Here is a 19,174-nt window from a genome sequence, read left to right as displayed (position 1 = left end):
CTGTTCTATCGTTGCGTACGTACAAGCCAGAAGGTGAGTGATGGCCGAAGAGCCCCACGTTTCCGCTCAGTACACCGGCGATCCGGCGGCCACCGCCGGCGGCGGCGACAAGGCAGCCCGCGTGGTGAACGCGGCGCAGGACATCGGCGGGTTCATCCGGGCACAACGCGAGGCCGCGCAGGTCTCGCTGCGACAGCTCGCCCAGCTGGCGGGGGTCAGCAACCCGTACCTCAGCCAGATCGAGCGCGGTTTGCGAAACCCCTCCGCCGAAGTGCTCACGCAGATCGCCAAGGCGCTGCGGGTCTCTTCGGAGGTGTTGTACGTGCGCGCCGGCTTCCTAGAGCAGCGGGCGCACAGTCCCGTCCGGGATGCCCTGCTGGCCGATACCGCGATCAGCGAGCGGCAGAAGCAGGTCCTCCTGGACATCTACGAATCGTTCCGCCGGGAGAACGGGCCGGAGGAAACGATCGCCCGGGACAGCGTTGTTCCACCACCGAACACCGACGCTCCGCCACGCCAGGAGAACGATAAATGACCGAGAAGAACACCACTGTGAAACCGCTGTTCGCCACCGTCGGTGCCACGGACGCCGTCTACACCGCTGTTCTCGACGCGGTGACCCAGGTGCGGGAACGCGCCACCGACGTCAACGGCCGTGTCGACGAGGCCCGCGAGCGGTTCGCCGGTCTGCCCGCCGATGTGCAGACCCAGTTCGAACAGATCCGGGCGCGGCTTTCCGAGCTGCCCTCGGAACTGCCGGAGGATCTGGCCGAGCTGCGCGAGAAGTTCACTTCCGAGGAACTGCGCAAACTGGCCGAGCAGTACTACCGCCAGGTGCTCGATCTCTATTCCGATCTGGCCGTCCGCGGTGAGGAAACCGTGGAGCGGCTGCGTGCGAACCACCTGGTCGAAGAGCAGGTCGGCCGGGTCGAGAGCTTCTACAAGGACGCCAGCGGCCGGGCCGAGGAAGTGATCGACCGGGTGTCGGGCCTGATCGCCCGGTCCGGCAAGACCCCGGCGGAGGCTGCGCCGGTGGTGGAGGCCGAAGCTCCTTCCGCACCCGACGTCGTCGACGCCGAAGTGGTGGAACCGGCTCCCGCGCCCGAACCGGCTCCGGAACCGGTGAAGAAGGCGCCCGCGGCCAAGAAGACCGCCGCGAAGAAGACGCCGGCCAAGAAAGCCGCCCCCAAGTCGGTCTGACCTGCCGATGTGGGCTCGCGCCCCCGTGCACCTGTGGTGTACGGGGGCGCTGCTCCTATCATGGTGGGGTGCAGCAGGTGTATGGCTTGACCGGATGGATCATGGCCGCGCTGTGGCTACTGGCGATCAGCGCGACGGTGTTCGCGCTGGTGCATGCCGTGCGCCAGCGTTCGGACGCGTTCACCGCGGTCGACAAACTGACGAAACCGATTTGGCTGGGCATTCTCGGCGCGGCCGCGCTGCTGATGCTGCTCAGTTTCCCCTCACTGGGGTTGCTGGCGTTCATCGCCATTATCGCGACCGGTATCTACCTCGCCGATGTGCGGCCGAAGGTGGACGAGGTTCAGCGCGGCCCCCGCTGGTAGGTCGCCGGCTGGCGAGGTTCACTCCTGCGCGTTACTGTGTCGGTTAGTAACACAAAGGAGTGTCGATGCGTGCGATGATGTCGGAGCTCTGGGACGCCCTCGCCCATCAACTGGATGGGATCTTCGAGGTGCACCGGGCCGGCCTGCGCAGCCGCGGCGGATACCGCAACCCCGCGCTCAACCCGCCGAGCGCGGAACATCAGGTCATCGATGTGCGGGCCGCCGACGGAGCCCGGCTGCGTGTGCACGCGTACGGTCCGGAAGACGCGCAGCCCGTGGTGTTGATCCACGGCTGGACCTGCTGCCTCGAATACTGGAACCCGCAGATCAACGCCTTCGCCGGGGAGTACCGGGTAATCGCCTTCGATCTGCGCGGGCACGGGGAAAGCGAATTCGGCCGGCCCGATCAGCTGGACTGCCATCTGCTCGCCGACGATCTCTGCGCGGTCCTCGACGCCGTGCTGCGGCCGGGGCAGCGGGCGGTGCTGGTCGGGCACAGCCTCGGCGCGATGACAGTGCAGGCGTGGGCCGGAAAATATCCGCAGCGCGTGCTCGATCAGGCCGTGGCAGTCGTGCTGGCCAATACCGGGCCGTATGCCCTGGTGGACGAGACCACCGTCGTGCCGTTCTTCAACCGGCCGCTACCACTGCTGGACCGGAAGGTGCCGTTGCCGATGTGGCTCGGGCGGGGCGGTCTGAGTGCCCGGATCGTCCTCCCGCCGATCGCGCCTGTGCGCTGGGTGTTCGCGCGGCAGATCATGAGCCTGGACGCCGAACCGGAAACCATCGACTTCGGGCTGAATATCGTGCGGTCCTGCCGCTCCTGGGTGCGGTCGGAATTCGGCCGGCTGCTGGCGGAGATGGATCTCGGCGATGCCGCCCGTCAACTGCTGGTGCCGACCACCGTCGTCGCGGGTACGGCCGACGATATGACACCCGCCGTACATGCCGAGCAGATCGCGGAGTGGCTGCGGGAAACGGGTCACCTTGCCCGGTTCGTGCTGCTGCCCACCGGGCATCTGGGCACTGTCGAAGCGATCGATCGCTTCAACGAAATCCTCGGTGAGGTGCTCGCCTCGGTGCGTGCGCCCGCCGAAGAAGCCGCCGGCTGACCGCGCGCACCGGCGGCAGGCCCGCTCAGGAGAAGACGACGGTGCGCTTGCCGTGCACCAGTACCCGGCTTTCCAGATGCCAGCGCAGGCCGCGCGCCAGCACCACCCGTTCGATATCGCGCCCCTGGCGGACCATATCGCTCACCCCGTCGGCATGATCGACGCGGATCACGTCCTGTTCGATGATCGGGCCCGCGTCCAGTTCCGCCGTCACATAGTGGCAGGTGGCGCCGATCAGTTTGACGCCGCGCGCGAAGGCCTGATGGTAGGGGCGGGCGCCGACGAAGGACGGCAGGAAACTGTGGTGGATATTGATGGCTCGTCCGGCCCAGTGCGCACACAGTCGTTCCGGTAGCACCTGCATGAAGCGGGCGAGCACCACCGCGTCGGGATCGTGTTTGTCCACCAGCTCGCGGACCTGCTCGAAAGCCGGTCCGCGTTCGGCCGGATTCTTGGGAAAGGGCACATGATGGAACGGGATGCCGTGGGCTTCGGTCATGGCGGCCAGATCCAGATGGTTGCCGATCACGGCCTCGATCGTGGCGGGCAGTTCCCCCGCGGTCGCGCGCCCGAGCAGATCGTGCAGACAGTGACCTTCCTTGCTGACCAGTACCACCGCCCGCCGGCGCAGCCCCGAATCGTGCACCTGCCATTCCGTGTCCGGGCCGAGCTCATCGGCGATCTGTCCGAACCGTTCCCGCAGTTCCTCGACCCCGAACGGCACGGTCGACGCCTTGATGGACTGCCGGGTGAAGAACCAGCCGGTCTCCAGATCGGAGTGATAACCCGCCTCCAGGATGGACCCGCCGAACTCGGCGATGAACGAGGTGATGGCGGCAATGATGCCCGGGCGATCACGGCAGCCCAGGGTCAGCACATATCGGCGATCGTCGGACACGGCGGAAACCATGAGACGAGCCTAGCCGTGTCGTCCGACGCTCCCTCGGTGCGCGGGCAGCAACTGTGCAGGGTTTCACTGAACTCCGCAGGGCCACTGGGTTCGCAGCGGTGGTGCGCCGGTTCTGTGTGCCGGTGCGGGCCGTCTTGCCCGGTCAGTGGGTTCGTCCCGGTATGAGCCGGTTGCGCTCAGAGGGCGTAGAAGGGGTCGGCATAACGGAATTCGCCGAGGATCTGGGAGTCGTAGGCGGTCAGCGGGCGCACCTGGAAATGACTGGCCCACTCGGGCCGGTCGGGGATGATGCCGAGGCGTTCGGCCGGTTGGAATCCGAAACGCGGGTAGTAGTCGAGACTGCCGAGCAGGCCGATGAGGGGTTCGTCGAGGGCGTCGGCGGCGCCGACCACCGCATGCAGGAGCGCCGATCCGATACCGCGGTGCTGCCGGTCGGCGAGCACCCCGATCGGGCCCAGCGCGAGCACCGGGAACGGGCCCACCGTGGCCCGGGTGACACAGACATGGCCGACCACCGCATCGCCGGACACCGCGACCATGGACAGTGTCGGGATCCAGCCGGGATCGCTGCGCAACTCCGCCATGAGCGCCACTTCGGGAGGATCCTGCGTACCACCTCCACCGGAGGTGGCGTACTGGGCAGCGAACGCGCTGCGGTGTACGGCGGCCACGGCGGCGGTATCGACGCCACGTTCGCGACGGATCAGCAACGTCGTCCTCTCAGATGTGCCCGATTGCGATACGAGTGTTCCCGACGAACAAGAGGCCCGCAACGGAATTCGAACCGGGTGTGCCAGACTCTCGTCCCATGGCCGATTCCGTATCGCTGACCCGGTCCGAGGTGGCCGCAATGATCGACCACACGCTGCTCGCCCCGGAAGCGACCAGCGCGGATGTTACCGCCCTCGTGGCCGAGGCCCGGGAGCTCGGCGTGTACGCGGTCTGCGTTTCGCCGGCCATGCTGCCGGTGCGGGCGCCGGGCGTGGTGGTGGCCACGGTCGCCGGGTTTCCGTCCGGGAAACACCATTCGCTGATCAAGGGTGCGGAGGCTCGGCTCGCGGTGGATCAGGGAGCGGCGGAGGTCGATATGGTCATCGATATCGGCGCAGCGGTCGCGGGCGATTACGCCGCCGTACTCGCCGATATCATCGTGGTCCGCGAGGCGATCGACCAGCGCGCGGTGCTGAAGGTGATCATCGAATCGGCTGCGCTCACCGACGCAGCGATCGTCGAGGTGTGCCGGGCCGCCGAACAGGCCGGCGCCGATTTCGTGAAAACCTCCACCGGCTTCCACCCCGCCGGCGGCGCCGACCCCCATGCAGTCCGGTTGATGGCCGACACCGTCGGCGGCCGCCTCGGTATCAAAGCCAGCGGCGGCATCCGCACGGCAGAAGCAGCCGCCGAACTGATCACCGCCGGCGCCACCCGCCTAGGCCTCTCCCGCAGCCGAGCAGTCCTGGACGGCTTCCCCGAATAGGGGCAGCAGCACCCGGCCCGCACCGCCGAATTCACCACTCAGCAGGAAGTACTGCCCTCCGGCGGCGCCGGCAACTCCGCCTGCCCACCTTTCAGGTCGATCTCGACACCGTTATCGGTGACCCGCAACTCCGTCGGCTCCAGACCCAGCGGGTAGACCTGCATACTCTCGGTCATCAGGTTCACCACCCCCTCGGCCAGATCCTCCGGTACCCCGATCCCCAGGAACTGCGCCTGTCCGACCTCCAGCTGCACTTTCCCGTCCACGATCTGCGGCGTGATCTGGAGTTCACCCAGCCCGCCCAGCACCGCCATGGTGAGTTTCCCGGAGTCCGGATCGGACCGGACCTCGCTGACGAGGCCCTGCAGCGTCTGGGCCATTCCCTCGTTGCTCCAGCTGACGTCGGCGTTCGAGCTGCCGATCGTGCTACCGCTGTTACTGCCCTCCGGCATCTGGATATCGTGGAACTGCGCGTGTACCTGCATATCGACCGCGGGGCCGAATTCGGCTCCTTCGCTGTCGACGTCCATCCGCGAAACCTTCCCGTCGATCCAGGTGACGAGTAGTGGTTTGGCGCCGAAGCCGACGTTGATCTGCGAGCCCATCTCCTTTTCGAACTGGCTGCTGATACAGCTCGCGATCCGGTGCCGCGCATAGGCTTCACCGCCGATCAGCGCGGCGGCCACCAGTACGGCGGCGGTGATCACGGCGATGACCGCGGTCCGGCGACTGACCTTCGGTACCGACAGGTTCTTGGTGGGCATGCACGCGATTGTTCCGCATTATTCTGTGCCGGCTCTGAGGCCCGGGTGTGGGCAGATGGTGAACGTGGCGACGTCAGCGGCGGTCGGCCGGCGGGGTTTGTGAGATGGGACACACGGCGTGGCCCGCATGTCACGCGGGCGCGACGGTGGTCCAGGGGACGGTGAGGATATTGTCGCGCATCCGGCGACGCCGGTCGTGGACCGGCCAGCCCTGTTCGCGCAGCAGGTCGGCAGCGGCGCGCCAGCGGATGCGCGGGCCGAACACGGCCAGTGGTGCGGTATGTGCCCAGGCCAGGTCGGCCGCCGACAGCAGTGCATGGATACGTTCGCCGGGGATATTGCGGTGGATGAGCGCTTTGGGGAGCCGTTCGGCGAGGTCGGACGGGCGTTCGACGGTCAACGGGTCCCAGGCCAGTGTGAGGCTGCGCGGGCCGGACCTGTCGAGGAGTACCCAGGCGCAGCGCCGGCCGAGTTCGTCGCAGGTTCCCTCGACCAGCAGCCCGCCCGGTGCCAGGCCCGACACGATCGTCGCCCAGGCATCGGCGACCGCCGATTCCGGATATTGCCGCAGCACGTTGAACGCGCGCACGAGATTCGGTCGCAGGCCGGCCAATTCGAAGCCGCCGCGGGCGAAGCGCACACCGTCGCGGGCGGGGACGACGCGGGCCGGGTCGATTTCCAGGCCGACCACGCGGACATCGGGGCGGACTGTGCGCAGCCGCGCGGCCAGTTCCAGCGTGGTCCACGGTTGCGCGCCGTAACCGAGGTCCACCACGAGCGGATCGGCGGCGCGGTGCAGCATCTCGGTGATCTGTGGATCGTGGACGAGCCGGCGGTCACTGCGGCGGAGCCGGTTCGTTCCGGTGGTACCCCGGGTGACCGTGCCGAGGGGGGTGTTCAGAGTTTTCGGTCGTCCAGCCACTTCTGGGTCACTTCGGCCTCGGCGCGGAACAGATCGACCAGATTCACCAGCATGAGCTGTTCCAGCCGCGGCCCCATCATCGGGATGAATACTTTCGCATCCGAGGAGATGCGCATGGTGCACCCGGTATCGGTGGGGAACAGGCGCATGGTCCCGGTGAGACTGCCGGGCCCGGCCGGGATGGAGGCGGAGTACTTGCCCTCGACCTCCGGGCCGAATGGGCCGTAGCTCTCCTTCCGGGTGATGACCATATCTTTGCGCATCACCGTCTGCGCGACCTCGGGCAGCATTTCGCGGGGCAGGATGTGATGCAGTACCACGTCGATGCCGTCCTCGCTCGCGTCGATCGAGACCACCTCGTTGGGCGAGTACTTCCGCATTTCGATCATCCGGGCTTCCCAGTAATCCCGGTTCGTCAGCGCCGCGTACACCTCTTTGGTGGTGTGCAACGGGTAGCGGGCGGAATAGTCCAGTCGGCGAGCCATGCGCGGTAGGTTACCGTCCGGTTGCGCCGGTGCGGGCGGAGAGGCCGGGCAGCCGCCGCTACCCCTGTTCGGCGATCCAGCCGTTGGTGAATTCGGTCTCCTCGGCCAGCAGCTCGGTGAGACGTTCCGCGATGGCCTCCTCGATCTTGCGACCGAACAGCGGGACCTTCACCTCGATCGACCCGGAGATCTCGGCGACGGCGCCGGTGGGTTCGTCGGTGGCGGTGATGGTGCCACGCACCTCCGCGGGCGCGCCCTCGACCCGGGCCTCGAAACTGCCGGTGGTCCCGGACCACAGTTCGGTGCGCGGAATCATCAGATCGCCGGGGTGCACGGCGGTGATGGCGGGCGGCAGCAGATCGGCCGGAATGGACTGCACGACCTCGATACGAACCTGTTCACCGTCCAGATTCAGGGAAACGAACCGGGCGTTCGGCCCGCCCACCGCGGCGATACGGTCCTGCCAGTACTTCTCGGTGCGGAACGCTTCGCGCACCGCGGCAACCGGGTGAGAGTAGCGAGCCGTATACGCCAGCGCTGTAGCCATGACCGGACACGCTACCGTCTGGTCGTGCGAACTTCTCGGGTTGTCCCCGTGGACGAACTGCGGCAACTGCTGGCCGGAACGGGCGCGCTGGTGCGCTCCGCGGTCCCGCTGGCGGGGCTGACGACGCTGCGGGTCGGAGGCCGGGCCACGGTCGCCGAATGCGCCGGCACCGATGCCCTGGTGGCGGCTGTTCGCGCGCTGGACGCGGCCGGGGTTCCGGTACTGCTGCTCGCCGGCGGGTCCAATCTGCTCGTCTCCGACGACGAGGTGCCCGGGGTAGTGGTCCGGATCGCGACCGAGGGCGTCGAACTGGGCGCCGATTCGGTGACCGCGGACGCGGGTGCGAACTGGGACGGGGTGGTCGCGAAAACCGTGCGGGCCGGGTTCGGGGGCTTGGAATGCCTGTCGGGGATTCCGGGATCGGCCGGGGCCACGCCGGTGCAGAACGTCGGCGCTTACGGCGTGGAGGTCGCCGATCTGCTGCGCCGGGTGCGGCTGCTGGACCGGGCGTCCGGCGAAACCCACTGGGCCGAACCCGGTGACCTCGGGTTCGGGTATCGGACGAGCCGGCTCAAACACCGATCCGATGCGGTGGTGCTGGCGGTGGAGTTCGCCCTCGACCCCAGTGGGGCCAGCGCCCCGCTGCGCTATCGGGAACTCGCGCAGCGGCTGGGCGCCGCGGGAGGTGAGTCCCGGCCGGCGGCCGTTGTCCGCGAAACGGTTCTCGGCCTGCGCGCCGGAAAGGGGATGGTGCTCGATCCCGCCGACCACGACACCTGGAGCGCCGGTTCTTTCTTCACCAACCCCGTGATCGCCCACGACCGGGTGGACCGGGTGCGCGCCACGATCCGCGACCAGCTCGGTGAGGTGAAGGTCCCGGAATTTCCCGCGGACAACGGGGTGAAATTCTCGGCCGGCTGGCTGATCGAACGTGCCGGCTTCGCCAAGGGGTTCCCGGGCCCGGATGCCGCCGCCCGGCTGTCGACCAAACACACGTTGGCCCTCACCAACCGCGGCCCGGCCACCGCCGCCGATATCGTCGCGCTCGCTCGCACGGTACGCGATGGGGTGGCCGACCGGTTCGGCATAACCCTGACACCGGAGCCGGTAACGGTCGGCGTGGAAATCTGACGCCCGCCGGCCTGAGCGCGCGGGCACCTCTGGGCGGATTACCCGATCGCCGGGACCGCAACCGAGCCGGTGACCTCTGCACTACAGAATTCGTGCCGGGCGCGCTGGTGGCTGCCGTCGATGCTCGCCTGCGGAGCGGGTCAGCTACGCCGGGCGAAACGGCCGGGGTCGGCCTGGTCGCGGGGTTTGACGATGATCTGGTCCAGGTTCACGTGCGGGGGGCGGCTCGCGGCGAAGGCGACGATTTCGGCGATGTCCTGGGCGACGAGCGGGTCGATACCTTCGTAGACCTTCGCGGCGCGCTCGGTGTCCCCGTCGAACCGGACTACGGAGAATTCCGTTTCCACCGCGCCGGGCGCGATCTCGGTGAGGCGGACCGGTTGCCCGAGCAGTTCACCGCGCAGGGTGCGGTGCAGCACGGCCTGGGCGTGTTTGGCGGAGGTGTAGCCGGAGCCGTTGTCGTAGGCGTGGAACGCGGCGACGGAAGTGATGGTGACGATCAGGCCGTCGCCGGAGGCGATGAGTTTCGGTAGCAGGGCCTTGGTCATCCGGAGCGTGCCCAGCACATTGGTTTCCCACATCCAGCGCCAGTCGTCGAGATCGGCCTCGGCGACAGTGGCCAGCCCTTTCGCGCCGCCCGCATTGTTGACCAGGACGTTCGCGCTGTCGACCGCTTCGGTGAACGCCGCGACCGATTCGTCGGAGGTGACATCGAGCTCGAGCGCGGTACCACCGATCTCGGCCGCCAGCTGCTGCAGCCGGTCGACCCGGCGGGCACCCACATACACGTGGTAACCCTGCTTCGCGAGTTCCCGTGCCGTGGCTTCCCCGATCCCCGAGCTGGCCCCGGTGACAACAGCGGTGCGTTTACCCATGGCCCCGATCCTAATTACCGCACTCCGCCCCAAGACCTCAGCGGCCCACCTTCGAGGTTCGGGGCCCGTCTCGTTCTGGAGCGACGGAGCGGGGGAGCGAAGCGGAGGAGCGGAGGAGTGAAGAACGAGACCAAGGGGGCCCCGAACCCCGCGACGCCGGAGGCGGCGCAAAATATTACTGTGATCAAGGAAGCGCGCAGTATCGACGGGACCGGCATCGCTTATCGGATCGACGGGCCCGCGGACGCGCCACCGCTGGTGCTGGTGCACGGCTGGTCTGCGGATCTGCGCTGCTGGGGGCGGGTGTTCGACGAGTTCGCCGCGGATTTCCGGGTGATCGCGGTGGATCTGCGCGGGCACGGATATTCGGGGGCGCCGGAGTCGGGTTACGACGAGCCGAAGAACTGGGCCGGTGATATCGCGGCGGTATTGGCAGCGGAATCGATCGACTCGGGTGCGGTACTGCTGGGGTGGTCCTACGGCGGGATCGTGCTCAGCGATTATCTCGCCGAGTACGGCAGCGGTGCGATCGCGGGCGTGGTCTACACCGGGGCCATGGCCAATATCGGCCGGGGTGTGCCGGGTGCCGAGGTCGGCGAGGCCATGCAGCAGGCCATCCCGGGCGTATTCGAGGAGAGCCCGGGGCGGGCGATGCGCGGGTTCTCCGCATTCGGGAATGCCAATACCGGGCCAGGCGCGGACAAGGGCGCGGACGCGCAACGGTTGTACGGGGCGAGCCTGGCGACCCCGCCGTTCGTCCGGAAGGCTCTGTTCTACCGGTCGGTCGACAACACCGAGACACTGCGCGGACTGGAAGTCCCGGTGCTGGTGCTGCACGGTTCGGCCGATCCGGTGGTACCGGCTGCCGACGGCCGCTATATCGCCGAAACCGCGCCCAGGGGCCGGGCCTCGATCTGGGAGGGCGCTCAGCACGGGCTGTTCATCGAGGATCCGGATCGGTTCGTCACCGAGGTCCGCGATTTCATCCGGGAGTGCGGTGCGTGATCGCGGCCCCGATACACATGCGGCGCGCGTGAACGACGCGAAATCCGGTATCTGTGATCACTTTCACCTCGCGGGAAGGAGCCGCCGGGTCGCTGTGTTGCACCGTGCAATATGGACATCGTGAGTGAACGCCCGGACCGACGGCCGAACCGTATCGCCGTACTGACGGTGCACACCTCACCACTGGCCCAGCCCGGTACCGGCGACGCCGGCGGTATGAACGTCTACGTGCTGCAGACCGCCGAACAGCTGGCCCAGCGGGGAACCGAGGTGGAGATTTTCACCCGGGCCACCTCCTCCGATCTGCCGCCGGTGCAGGAAGCCGCGCCCGGTGTGCTGGTGCGCAATGTGGTGGCGGGCCCGTTCGAGGGCTTGGACAAGCACGATCTGCCGACCCAGCTGTGTCCGTTCACCGCGGAGGTGCTGCGCCAGGAGGCCCGGCAGGTGCCCGGCTATTACGACCTGGTGCATTCGCATTACTGGTTGTCCGGTCAGGTGGGCTGGCTGGCGCGGGATCGCTGGCGGGTACCGCTGGTACATACCGCGCACACGCTGGCCGCGGTGAAGAACGCCGCGCTGGCCGACGGGGATTCGCCCGAACCGGTGACCCGGGAGATCGGGGAGAAGCAGGTGATCGCCGAGGCCGACCGCCTCACCGCCAACACTGCCCGGGAGGCCCGGCAGCTGGTCGAGCTGTACGGCGCGCTGCCCGAACGTATCGATATCGTGCCGCCTGGTGCGGACCTGACCCGCTACCGCCCCGGCGACCGTGCGGCCGCGCGGGCCGAGCTCGGTCTGGCCGCCGACGAGGAGATCGTCGCGTTCGTCGGCCGCATCCAGCCGTTGAAGGCGCCGGACGTACTGGTCCGGGCGGTTGCCGAGGCGATCCGGCGCCGGCCGGGCCGCAAACTGCGGGCGCTGATCGTCGGCGGGCCGTCGGGTACGGGGCTGGAGCGCCCGGACGCGCTCATCGAACTCGCGGACCAGCTCGGTATCAGCGACCATGTGACTTTCCTGCCGCCGCAGCCCGCCGACCGGCTGGTGCTGGTGTATCGGGCCGCGAATCTGGTGGCGGTGCCGAGTTACAACGAATCGTTCGGTTTGGTCGCGCTGGAAGCGCAAGCGGCCGGAACCCCGGTGCTTGCGGCGGCGGTCGGCGGTCTGGGCACCGCGGTCCGGCACGAGCACAGTGGGCTGCTGGTGGCGGGACATCGCATACCTGATTGGGCCGGTGCCCTGGAATACCTGCTGGACGATCCGGCCCGGCTGAATCTGATGGGGGAGCGCGCGGTGGCGCATGCCGCGGATTTCTCCTGGGCGCATACCGCGGAGAAACTGCTCGCCAGCTATACCGCCGCATTGTCCGGCTCCGGCCGTGCTCCCACTATCCTCGGCGAGAACCAGGCCAGATCGCGGGCGCTGTGGCGGCGCCGGACGGGAGTGCTCCGATGAGCGAGGTGGCGGATACCGCACGGATCGTCGAGGAGACACTGCGTGACCGCGAGATCGAATACACCCGCCCGGCCGACGAGGTGTTCGTCGCGGTGCTACCCGGCGAGCGGAAACTGAAAACCAATGTGATGCTCACCGTGGGCGGGCACGGGGTGCGGTTCGAATCGTTCGTCTGCCGAAAGCCCGACGAGAACTTCGAAGGCGTCTACAAATTCCTGCTGCGCCGCAACCGGCGGCTCTACGGTGTCGCCTACACGCTGGACAAGGTGGGCGATATCTACCTGGTCGGCCGCGCCGCCACCCATGCGGTGACGGCCGAGGAACTGGACCGTATCTTCGGTCAGATCCTCGAAGCGGTGGACGGTGACTTCAACACACTGCTCGAACTCGGTTTCGCCGAATCGATTCGCCGGGAATGGAAGTGGCGGGTTTCGCGCGGCGAATCACTGAAGAACCTGCGCGCGTTCGAGCACCTGGTCGACGGAAACTCCTGACGCAGCGTGTCCGATAATCGGTGGGTTATCGGACACCGCCCTTCGCGGGCGTCGTCGGTTCACACCCCGATCAGGGCGCGAACCTCTGTACCGAGTTCTCGGACACCTTCTGAGGCCTGCCGCCTGGGGCGCCGCCGACCTGCAGCTCGTCCGGTGCGACGGCGGCGCTCGGCATGATCGACGGTATGGAGGGGTGATGGCCGTCGCGCACCGCAACAGGCACACCCCAGGAATGCGCGTACGGGCGTTCGGGGTCGAGCCGGGCATATCATCGACCGCCGGGCGGGGATTGGGCGACAATCGGCGGATCGGAAAATTCGTGAGATGCCGGCGGCGCGGGATCGGCCGCCGTCGTGCGGACGGGCTGGTTGGGAGGCGGAGTGGCGGTTCTGGCGCTCGATATCGGGGCAACGAAATTCGCCGCGGGGCCGGTCGACGATACGGGGCGCGTCCACGCGGTCCGGCGGGCGCCGGTGCCGGCCGCCGATGTGTGGGAAGTGTGCCGCGATCTGCTGCTGGCAGTTGCCGGCGGCGATACGGTGACGGCGGTGGGGATCGGATCGGCGGGGCCGGTGGATGTTCCGGCCGGGATCACTGCGCCGCTCAATATCCCGGAGTGGCGTTCCGGATTCGGGATCGTCGCCGCGGTCGAAGCGCTCTTCCCGGGCGCGACCGTACGATTCGCGATCGACGGCGCGTGCCTGGCTCTCGCCGAACGGGATTCGGGCGCGTTGCGCGGCGTCCGCAACGCGTTGGCGATGACCGTCTCGTCCGGGATCGGTGGCGGGATCCTCGTCGACGGGCGGGTTTCGCTGGGCCGCACCGGGAATGCGGGGCATATCGGGCATATCGTCGTGCCTGGCTGGGAAGTTCCCTGCGCCTGCGGTGGCGTGGGATGTGTGGAAGCCGTGGCGAGCGGGATGTCTTCGGCGCGCTGGGCGCGGGAACGCGGCTGGACCGGCGACACCGGTGCCGAGCTGGCACAGGCCGCCCGGGCGGGTGACCCGATCGCCCTGGCCGCGCTGGAGCGGGCCGGTACCGCGCTCGGGCAGGCGATCAGTTCAGCGGCCGGACTACTGGATATCGATACGGTCGTCGTCGGTGGTGGTTTCGCCCATTCCGGCGAACCACTCTGGCGGCCGTTGCGCGCAGCGGTCGAGCGGCACGCCCGGCTGAACTTCGTGCGCGGGCTCCGGGTCGAACTGTCCCGGCTCGACGGCGGGGCCACCTTGGTAGGCGCCGGCGTTCTCGCCCACTCGGAAACGAACCCGTTCAATTCCGAAGCCCCGGCTATTCAGGAGGGGTAACTCTCGTTCAATCGGCCCCCGGCCCGCGCTCCTGCCCTATACACCGCATGGCAGGATTACCCGTATGACCTACACCCTCGTTTTGCTGCGCCACGGCGAGAGCGAATGGAATGCCCTGAACCTGTTCACCGGCTGGGTGGACGTGCACCTCACCGACAAGGGCATCGCCGAGGGTAAACGCGCCGGTGAACTGCTGGCCGAACACGGCATCCTGCCCGATATCGCCTACACCTCGCTGCTGCGGCGGGCGATCTCGACCGCGAATTTCGCGCTCGATGCCGCCGATCGGCACTGGATTCCGGTGGTCCGGGACTGGCGGCTCAACGAGCGGCACTACGGCGCGCTGCAGGGTAAGAACAAGGCCCAGATCCGCGACGAATACGGCGAGGACCAGTTCATGCTGTGGCGGCGTAGTTACGACACCCCGCCCCCGCCGATCGACCTGGGCGACGAATACAGCCAGTCGGGCGACCCGCGGTACGCCGATATCGAGGTTCCGCGCACGGAATGCCTGCTCGATGTGGTGAACCGGATGGTTCCGTACTGGGAGTCGACGATCTCGCAGGAACTGAAGACCGGCAAGACGGTGCTGGTTGCCGCGCACGGTAATTCACTGCGTGCGCTGGTGAAGCATCTGGACCGGATTTCCGACGACGATATCGCGGGGTTGAATATCCCGACCGGGATTCCGTTGCGTTATGAGCTCGACGAGGATATGCGGCCGGTGCGTCCGCGGGAGTACCTGGATCCGGAGGCCGCTGCCGCCGGGGCCGCCGCGGTCGCGAGCCAGGGTGGTCGCTGAGAGTTCACGAAAAGCGCCGTAGCCTGTGACGGGTTGCGGCGTTTTGGTTTTTGGGCTGTGTCGGATGGTGTGGGCGTTGGAGCTGTGAATCGCCGGTCTGTCCGACGCCGGAAGATCGACGCTGTTCAACCGCTTGTCCCGCATCTTCGTACTCGTCGCGAACTACCAGTGGACCGTCTGTCGGGGGATCCTGTTCTTGGGTGGACCGTGCTATCGGTGTAGATCGTCCGTGAAGGGGCGGGGCTGTAATTTTGGAGACGCTCCGCGTCTCGAGGGTGGGGCCCCGGGTAGCCCGGTTCTTCACTCCTCCGCTCCTCCGCTTCGCTCCACCGCTCCGTCGCTCCAGAACCGGGCGGGCCCCACCCGTGGTTCGGGGTGTTTGTGAAACTTCCCGGTGGGGCGCGATTGTTTTTGTGGCTGGATACCGAATTGTTTTGGGCGAAATCGGATTCGGGCGGAATCTGTCCCAGAAACTCTCGTTACCCGCCGGTAACGCTGTGTATGCTCTCGATCATTCGACCAGCTCGAGAGATGGATCACGACCTATGAAGTTCGTGTTACGCGCCACTGTGGCAATGGCCGCCGTCGCGCTGCTGGTGCCGCTGCTGGGTGGCGGCGCCGCGGCTACACCGGTGGTGACAGGACCGGATGGGGGAGCGGCGGGGGCGCAGTGGGCAGCCACCCACGACGGGCCGCAGCAGTACCCGAATATCCACATCACCTGGGATGTGCCGATCACGATGAGTGACGGCACGGTGTTGAAGGCGAATGTGTACCGGCCCGCCGATACCGCGTCCCGGCCGATCGACACCCGCACACCCGTGCTGGTGAATATGACGCCCTACACCAAGCTGGTGTCCAACCTCGTCGACCATATGGGGTCGGTCCCGGGTCTGTCCGATGCGGTGAACCAGCTGGCCCGCGATATCGATATGACCGGGACCCCGCTGTCCGGGCTCACCGATCTCACCAAGGCACTCGGTGGCGGTGCGATGCGGAACTTCGCCGTGGACCGGCAGCTGGTGAAGAGCGGCTATGTGCAGGTCGTGGTGGATGTCCGGGGTACCGGGTTTTCCCAGGGTGTATGGGACATGCTGCGGCAGCGGGAACAGGCCGATACGGTCGAGGTGATCGACTGGGCATCGCGCCAGCCCTGGTCGGATGGTCAGGTCGGGATGACCGGCATGTCGTATTCGGGGATCAATCAGCTCCAGGCCGCCGAGAAACATCCGCCCGCGCTGAAGGCGCTGTTCCCTGTGGTTCCGGGGAGCGATCTCGCCCAGGACGTGCTCATGCCCGGCGGCGGATTCGGCTTCAACTTCATCCCGCTGTGGATGATGGGGATCAACGCGACCAAATGGGTGCCGAATGTGGAATCCATGGTCAACGGGACCTTCGATCCGCGATGGTTGCACGACCGGCTGTCCTCGCCGTTCACCTACCTGGATGTTTTCCTCAACGCCTATACCACCCCGCGGGTGGAGGATCTCGATCCGCGGTTGCAGGAGATGATCCGCGGCGACAGCCCCGACCGGCAGGCCTGGCTGGGCGACCCGTCGAAAATCGAGGTGCCGACCTTCGTCACCGGTGGCTGGCACGATCTGTTCACCTACTCCGAATCGCAGATCTACAACCAGATGCCGCTCGCGCCCGGGCGCAAGCAGCTGCTCATGGGCGATACGTATCACATCAATTCGGGTAGTGAATCGGGCAAACCCGGGTTGCCGCCGCGGTTGGACGTGCTGCAGCGCGCCTGGTTCGACAGGTGGCTGAAGGGCATCGACAACGGGATCGATCGGTACGGGCCGGTAACCCTGCGCCAGCAGGGCGGGGGCTGGGTCACCAGGGACGGCTTCGGCGAGAGTGCCCCGGCCGACCGACAGGCCGAACACCGCCGGATGTACCTGTCGGCGGCGCCCAGCGGCACCGGCGGCCACAGCGTGCACGACGGATCGCTGACCACTGTCGCCGACAGCTCCGCGCGGCTGACTGTCGCGCCCGGCCTCACCGGGTTGTGCTCCAACGACGCCGGGCAGGCGACCGCGGGTGTTGTCGCGATCATCAATGCCTGTGGTGCGGATTCCCGGATCCAGGAATCGAACGGGCTGACCTTCACCAGTGCCCCGGTCACCCAGGCCGTCGATGTTTCCGGTCCGATCGCCGTGCATCTCGAGACCGTGCACGATGCGGCGGACGGGTACTGGTCGGTGACGGTCAACGATGTGGCTCCGGACGGGCAGTCACGGGTGTTGTCGTCGGGGCAGCTGATGGCCTCCCTGCGGGAGATCGACGAATCCCGCAGCAGCCGGTCGGCCAACGGTGACTACACCGATCCGCGGCCGTTCGTGACGATCGAACACCGCCGGCTCACCGTGCCGGGTGAGGTGACCACACTGGATATCGCGGTACCCGCGATCGAGGCGCGGCTGGAGCCGGGGCATCGGCTGCGGGTGGATGTGTATGCCGGTAACGCGCCGAAGGGTGTGCCGCCGCTGCCGATGCTTCTCGACACCGGGTTCAAACCGCAGCATGTGCAGCTCGACCCGAACCGGCCGAGTTTCGTGAACGTGCCGGTGCGCGGAAACCCCGGTTGGTGACCGCCCGCCGACGCTGAACGACGCGAACCCCGTTGTGTCCCAGACGCAACGGGGTTCGTCGTTATCGGGGGGTGGAACACGCCCGGATCGATTCGAAACCGGGGCCATGCCCAACAATGCGTAAACGCCCGGCGAACACCGCCGTAATCGCCCGTGACCTGCGTGAAACTTCACCGACCCCGGGTTTGTTTACGCGTCGTCGACCGTACGATTCTTGATGTGAGCGTTCCCCAGGCCGTACTGCTGGCAGTCCTGGCGGCTGTCGTCGGACTGGCCGTCGGTGGACTGGTGATCCCGTATGTGAACGCCCGGACGGCACAGCGCCGCCAGGCCGACTCCGGTCTCACCATGTCCCAAGTTCTCGACCTGATCGTGCTCGCCTCGGAAAGCGGTATCGCGGTCGTGGACGAATATCGCGATGTCGTGCTCGTCAATCCGCGCGCCGAGGAGCTCGGCCTGGTGCGCAACCGGTTGCTCGACGAACGCGCCTGGGAAGCGGTGGAGAAGGTACTGGCCACCGCCGAATCGGCGGAATTCGATCTCACCGCGGACAAACCCACACCGGGCCGGGGCCGGATCGCGGTGCGCGGACTGGCCCGGCCGCTGTCCCCGGAGGAAACCAGTTTCACCGTCCTGTTCGCCGACGACGATTCCGAACAGGCCCGGATGGAAGCCACCCGCCGCGATTTCGTCGCCAATGTGAGCCACGAGCTGAAGACCCCGGTCGGCGCGATGAGCCTGCTGGCCGAAGCACTGCTGGAATCGGCCGACGATCCCGAGGCCGTCCGGCATTTCGGGGAACGTGTCCTGGGCGAATCCAACCGGCTCGGGAAAATGGTCACCGAGCTGATCGCGCTGTCGCGCCTGCAGGGGGCGGAGAAACTGCCCGAACTCGAGGTCGTGGATGTCGATACGGTGGTCAGCCAGGCGGTGGATCGTTCGCGTACGGCCGCCGAAGCCGCCGGGATCACGGTCAGCACCGACCGGCCCAGTGGGCTCGAGGTCCGCGGCGACGAAACCCTGCTCATCACCGCCCTGTCGAACCTGGTGGAGAACGCCATCGCCTACTCGCCGCGCGGCTCGCATGTTTCGGTCAGCCGCTCGATCCGCGGTGACTATGTGGCGATGGCCGTCACCGACCGGGGGATCGGTATCGCCAAGGACGACCAGGAACGCGTTTTCGAACGTTTCTTCCGGTCCGATAAGGCGCGCTCCCGCGCGACCGGAGGAACCGGCCTGGGCCTGGCTATCGTGAAACATGTGGCCGCCAACCACAACGGTGAGATCACGCTGTGGAGCAAGCTCGGCACCGGCTCGACATTCACCCTGCGCATTCCCGCGCACCAGGAGGCCGACGGTAACGGCGCCGCCGGTCTGTCCGCGTTGACGAAGAGAGAACCCAGCCCGCGGCCGTCCGGCCCGGGCCGATCGAATGGTGTGGAGGCACGCAGATGACGAGTGTGTTGATCGTCGAGGATGAGGAATCGCTGGCCGATCCGCTCGCCTTCTTGCTGCGCAAGGAAGGTTTCGAGGTCACGGTCGTGGGGGGGGGGGCGGGGGCGGGGGGCGGGGGGGGCCGCGGCGGGGGGCCGTTGGTCGCGTTGGGGGGGGGGGGCCGGGGCCGGTTTGGCGCCGGCCGGGGGGTCGGCTTCCGTACGGGCCTGGGGGGGGGGGGGGCCCTGGGGGCCGGGGCCGCGTCCGGCCTGCTGATCTGGGGCCTGGTCTATTT

Annotated in this window: 20 protein-coding genes and 1 pseudogene; 14 read left to right on the top strand and 7 right to left on the bottom strand. The window is 67.6% G+C overall.

From position 1 onward, the window contains the following. Window positions 1-40 precede the first annotated feature (40 nt). From QH196_RS22810 to QH196_RS22795, 4 genes are all read left to right on the top strand, one after another. Entirely contained in the window at window positions 41-535 is a 495-nt protein-coding gene (locus QH196_RS22810) for a helix-turn-helix domain-containing protein (RefSeq protein WP_280417858.1), read from the top strand. Further along, window positions 532-1,200, top strand: a complete 669-nt coding sequence (locus QH196_RS22805) for a heparin-binding hemagglutinin (protein ID WP_280417857.1) — start codon at window positions 532-534, stop codon at window positions 1,198-1,200. The genes QH196_RS22810 and QH196_RS22805 overlap by 4 nt, the downstream gene beginning before the upstream one ends. 101 nt (window positions 1,201-1,301) lie before the next feature. After that, entirely contained in the window at window positions 1,302-1,565 is a 264-nt protein-coding gene (locus QH196_RS22800) for a DUF2516 family protein (RefSeq protein ID WP_378751764.1), read from the top strand. A 65-nt stretch (window positions 1,566-1,630) separates the two neighbouring features. Further along, window positions 1,631-2,677 (top strand): alpha/beta fold hydrolase, encoded by a 1,047-nt coding sequence (locus QH196_RS22795; RefSeq protein WP_348538102.1) that lies wholly within the window; start codon window positions 1,631-1,633, stop codon window positions 2,675-2,677. 25 nt (window positions 2,678-2,702) lie between these two features. Here the strand turns inward: QH196_RS22795 and purU are convergent, their stop codons facing one another. Together purU and QH196_RS22785 are read right to left on the bottom strand one after the other, a co-directional pair. Continuing rightward, window positions 2,703-3,587 carry a formyltetrahydrofolate deformylase gene (gene purU, locus QH196_RS22790; protein WP_280417855.1) on the bottom strand — a complete coding sequence of 295 codons (885 nt, stop codon included), beginning with the start codon at window positions 3,585-3,587 and terminating at the stop codon, window positions 2,703-2,705. Between the two features lie 176 nt (window positions 3,588-3,763). Continuing rightward, the gene (locus QH196_RS22785) at window positions 3,764-4,297 is read right to left on the bottom strand and encodes a GNAT family N-acetyltransferase (RefSeq protein WP_280417854.1); all 534 of its coding nucleotides are present in this window, start codon (window positions 4,295-4,297) and stop codon (window positions 3,764-3,766) included. Between the two features lie 98 nt (window positions 4,298-4,395). Here QH196_RS22785 and deoC point away from each other — a divergent pair, with 98 nt between their 5' ends. Then, entirely contained in the window at window positions 4,396-5,064 is a 669-nt protein-coding gene (gene deoC, locus QH196_RS22780) for a deoxyribose-phosphate aldolase (protein ID WP_280417853.1), read from the top strand. 38 nt (window positions 5,065-5,102) lie between these two features. Here the strand turns inward: deoC and QH196_RS22775 are convergent, their stop codons facing one another. The 4 genes from QH196_RS22775 to QH196_RS22760 form a co-directional block, all read right to left on the bottom strand. Continuing rightward, complete coding sequence (locus QH196_RS22775; RefSeq protein WP_280417852.1) at window positions 5,103-5,828, bottom strand: LmeA family phospholipid-binding protein; 726 nt, start codon at window positions 5,826-5,828, stop codon at window positions 5,103-5,105. Window positions 5,829-5,958: 130 nt separating this feature from the next. After that, on the bottom strand, window positions 5,959-6,750 hold the full coding sequence (locus QH196_RS22770) for a class I SAM-dependent methyltransferase (protein WP_280417851.1): 792 nt from the start codon (window positions 6,748-6,750) through the stop codon (window positions 5,959-5,961). Beyond that, window positions 6,726-7,235 carry a DUF2505 domain-containing protein gene (locus QH196_RS22765; protein WP_280417850.1) on the bottom strand — a complete coding sequence of 170 codons (510 nt, stop codon included), beginning with the start codon at window positions 7,233-7,235 and terminating at the stop codon, window positions 6,726-6,728. Before QH196_RS22765 ends, QH196_RS22770 begins: the two co-directional genes overlap by 25 nt. A 58-nt stretch (window positions 7,236-7,293) precedes the next feature. After that, on the bottom strand, window positions 7,294-7,782 hold the full coding sequence (locus QH196_RS22760; RefSeq protein ID WP_280417849.1) for a DUF2505 domain-containing protein: 489 nt from the start codon (window positions 7,780-7,782) through the stop codon (window positions 7,294-7,296). Window positions 7,783-7,872: 90 nt separating this feature from the next. Here QH196_RS22760 and QH196_RS22755 point away from each other — a divergent pair, with 90 nt between their 5' ends. Then, complete coding sequence (locus tag QH196_RS22755) at window positions 7,873-8,913, top strand: UDP-N-acetylmuramate dehydrogenase (RefSeq protein ID WP_280417870.1); 1,041 nt, start codon at window positions 7,873-7,875, stop codon at window positions 8,911-8,913. A gap of 140 nt (window positions 8,914-9,053) precedes the next feature. On the opposite strand, the gene QH196_RS22750 is transcribed toward QH196_RS22755, so the two are convergent. Further along, window positions 9,054-9,788 carry an SDR family NAD(P)-dependent oxidoreductase gene (locus QH196_RS22750; protein ID WP_280417848.1) on the bottom strand — a complete coding sequence of 245 codons (735 nt, stop codon included), beginning with the start codon at window positions 9,786-9,788 and terminating at the stop codon, window positions 9,054-9,056. A 180-nt stretch (window positions 9,789-9,968) separates the two neighbouring features. Here QH196_RS22750 and QH196_RS22745 point away from each other — a divergent pair, with 180 nt between their 5' ends. The 8 genes and pseudogenes from QH196_RS22745 to QH196_RS22710 form a co-directional block, all read left to right on the top strand. Next, window positions 9,969-10,793 carry an alpha/beta fold hydrolase gene (locus QH196_RS22745; RefSeq protein WP_280417847.1) on the top strand — a complete coding sequence of 275 codons (825 nt, stop codon included), beginning with the start codon at window positions 9,969-9,971 and terminating at the stop codon, window positions 10,791-10,793. Window positions 10,794-10,904: 111 nt separating this feature from the next. After that, complete coding sequence (gene mshA / locus QH196_RS22740; protein WP_280417846.1) at window positions 10,905-12,245, top strand: D-inositol-3-phosphate glycosyltransferase; 1,341 nt, start codon at window positions 10,905-10,907, stop codon at window positions 12,243-12,245. Next, complete coding sequence (locus QH196_RS22735; protein ID WP_280417845.1) at window positions 12,242-12,739, top strand: YbjN domain-containing protein; 498 nt, start codon at window positions 12,242-12,244, stop codon at window positions 12,737-12,739. The genes mshA and QH196_RS22735 overlap by 4 nt, the downstream gene beginning before the upstream one ends. Window positions 12,740-13,119: 380 nt before the next feature. Then, window positions 13,120-14,046, top strand: coding sequence for an ROK family protein (locus QH196_RS22730; RefSeq protein ID WP_280417844.1), 927 nt, complete (start codon window positions 13,120-13,122; stop codon window positions 14,044-14,046). A gap of 64 nt (window positions 14,047-14,110) precedes the next feature. After that, complete coding sequence (locus tag QH196_RS22725; RefSeq protein ID WP_280417843.1) at window positions 14,111-14,848, top strand: phosphoglyceromutase; 738 nt, start codon at window positions 14,111-14,113, stop codon at window positions 14,846-14,848. Between the two features lie 545 nt (window positions 14,849-15,393). Beyond that, a complete protein-coding gene (locus QH196_RS22720) occupies window positions 15,394-17,445 on the top strand; it encodes a CocE/NonD family hydrolase (RefSeq protein WP_280417842.1) in 2,052 nt (683 codons plus the stop codon). Window positions 17,446-17,664: 219 nt separating this feature from the next. After that, entirely contained in the window at window positions 17,665-18,900 is a 1,236-nt protein-coding gene (locus QH196_RS22715) for a sensor histidine kinase (RefSeq protein WP_280417841.1), read from the top strand. Further along, window positions 18,897-19,174: pseudogene (locus tag QH196_RS22710) on the top strand (hypothetical protein); the annotation flags it as partial. The gene QH196_RS22715 and the pseudogene QH196_RS22710, both read left to right, overlap by 4 nt.

This window comes from Nocardia carnea (genome assembly GCF_029868325.1).
In the GTDB taxonomy this organism is placed as follows: domain Bacteria; phylum Actinomycetota; class Actinomycetes; order Mycobacteriales; family Mycobacteriaceae; genus Nocardia; species Nocardia carnea_C.
Note: the sequence above shows the minus strand (reverse complement) of the source record. Positions and strands in the feature narration are given on the sequence as shown.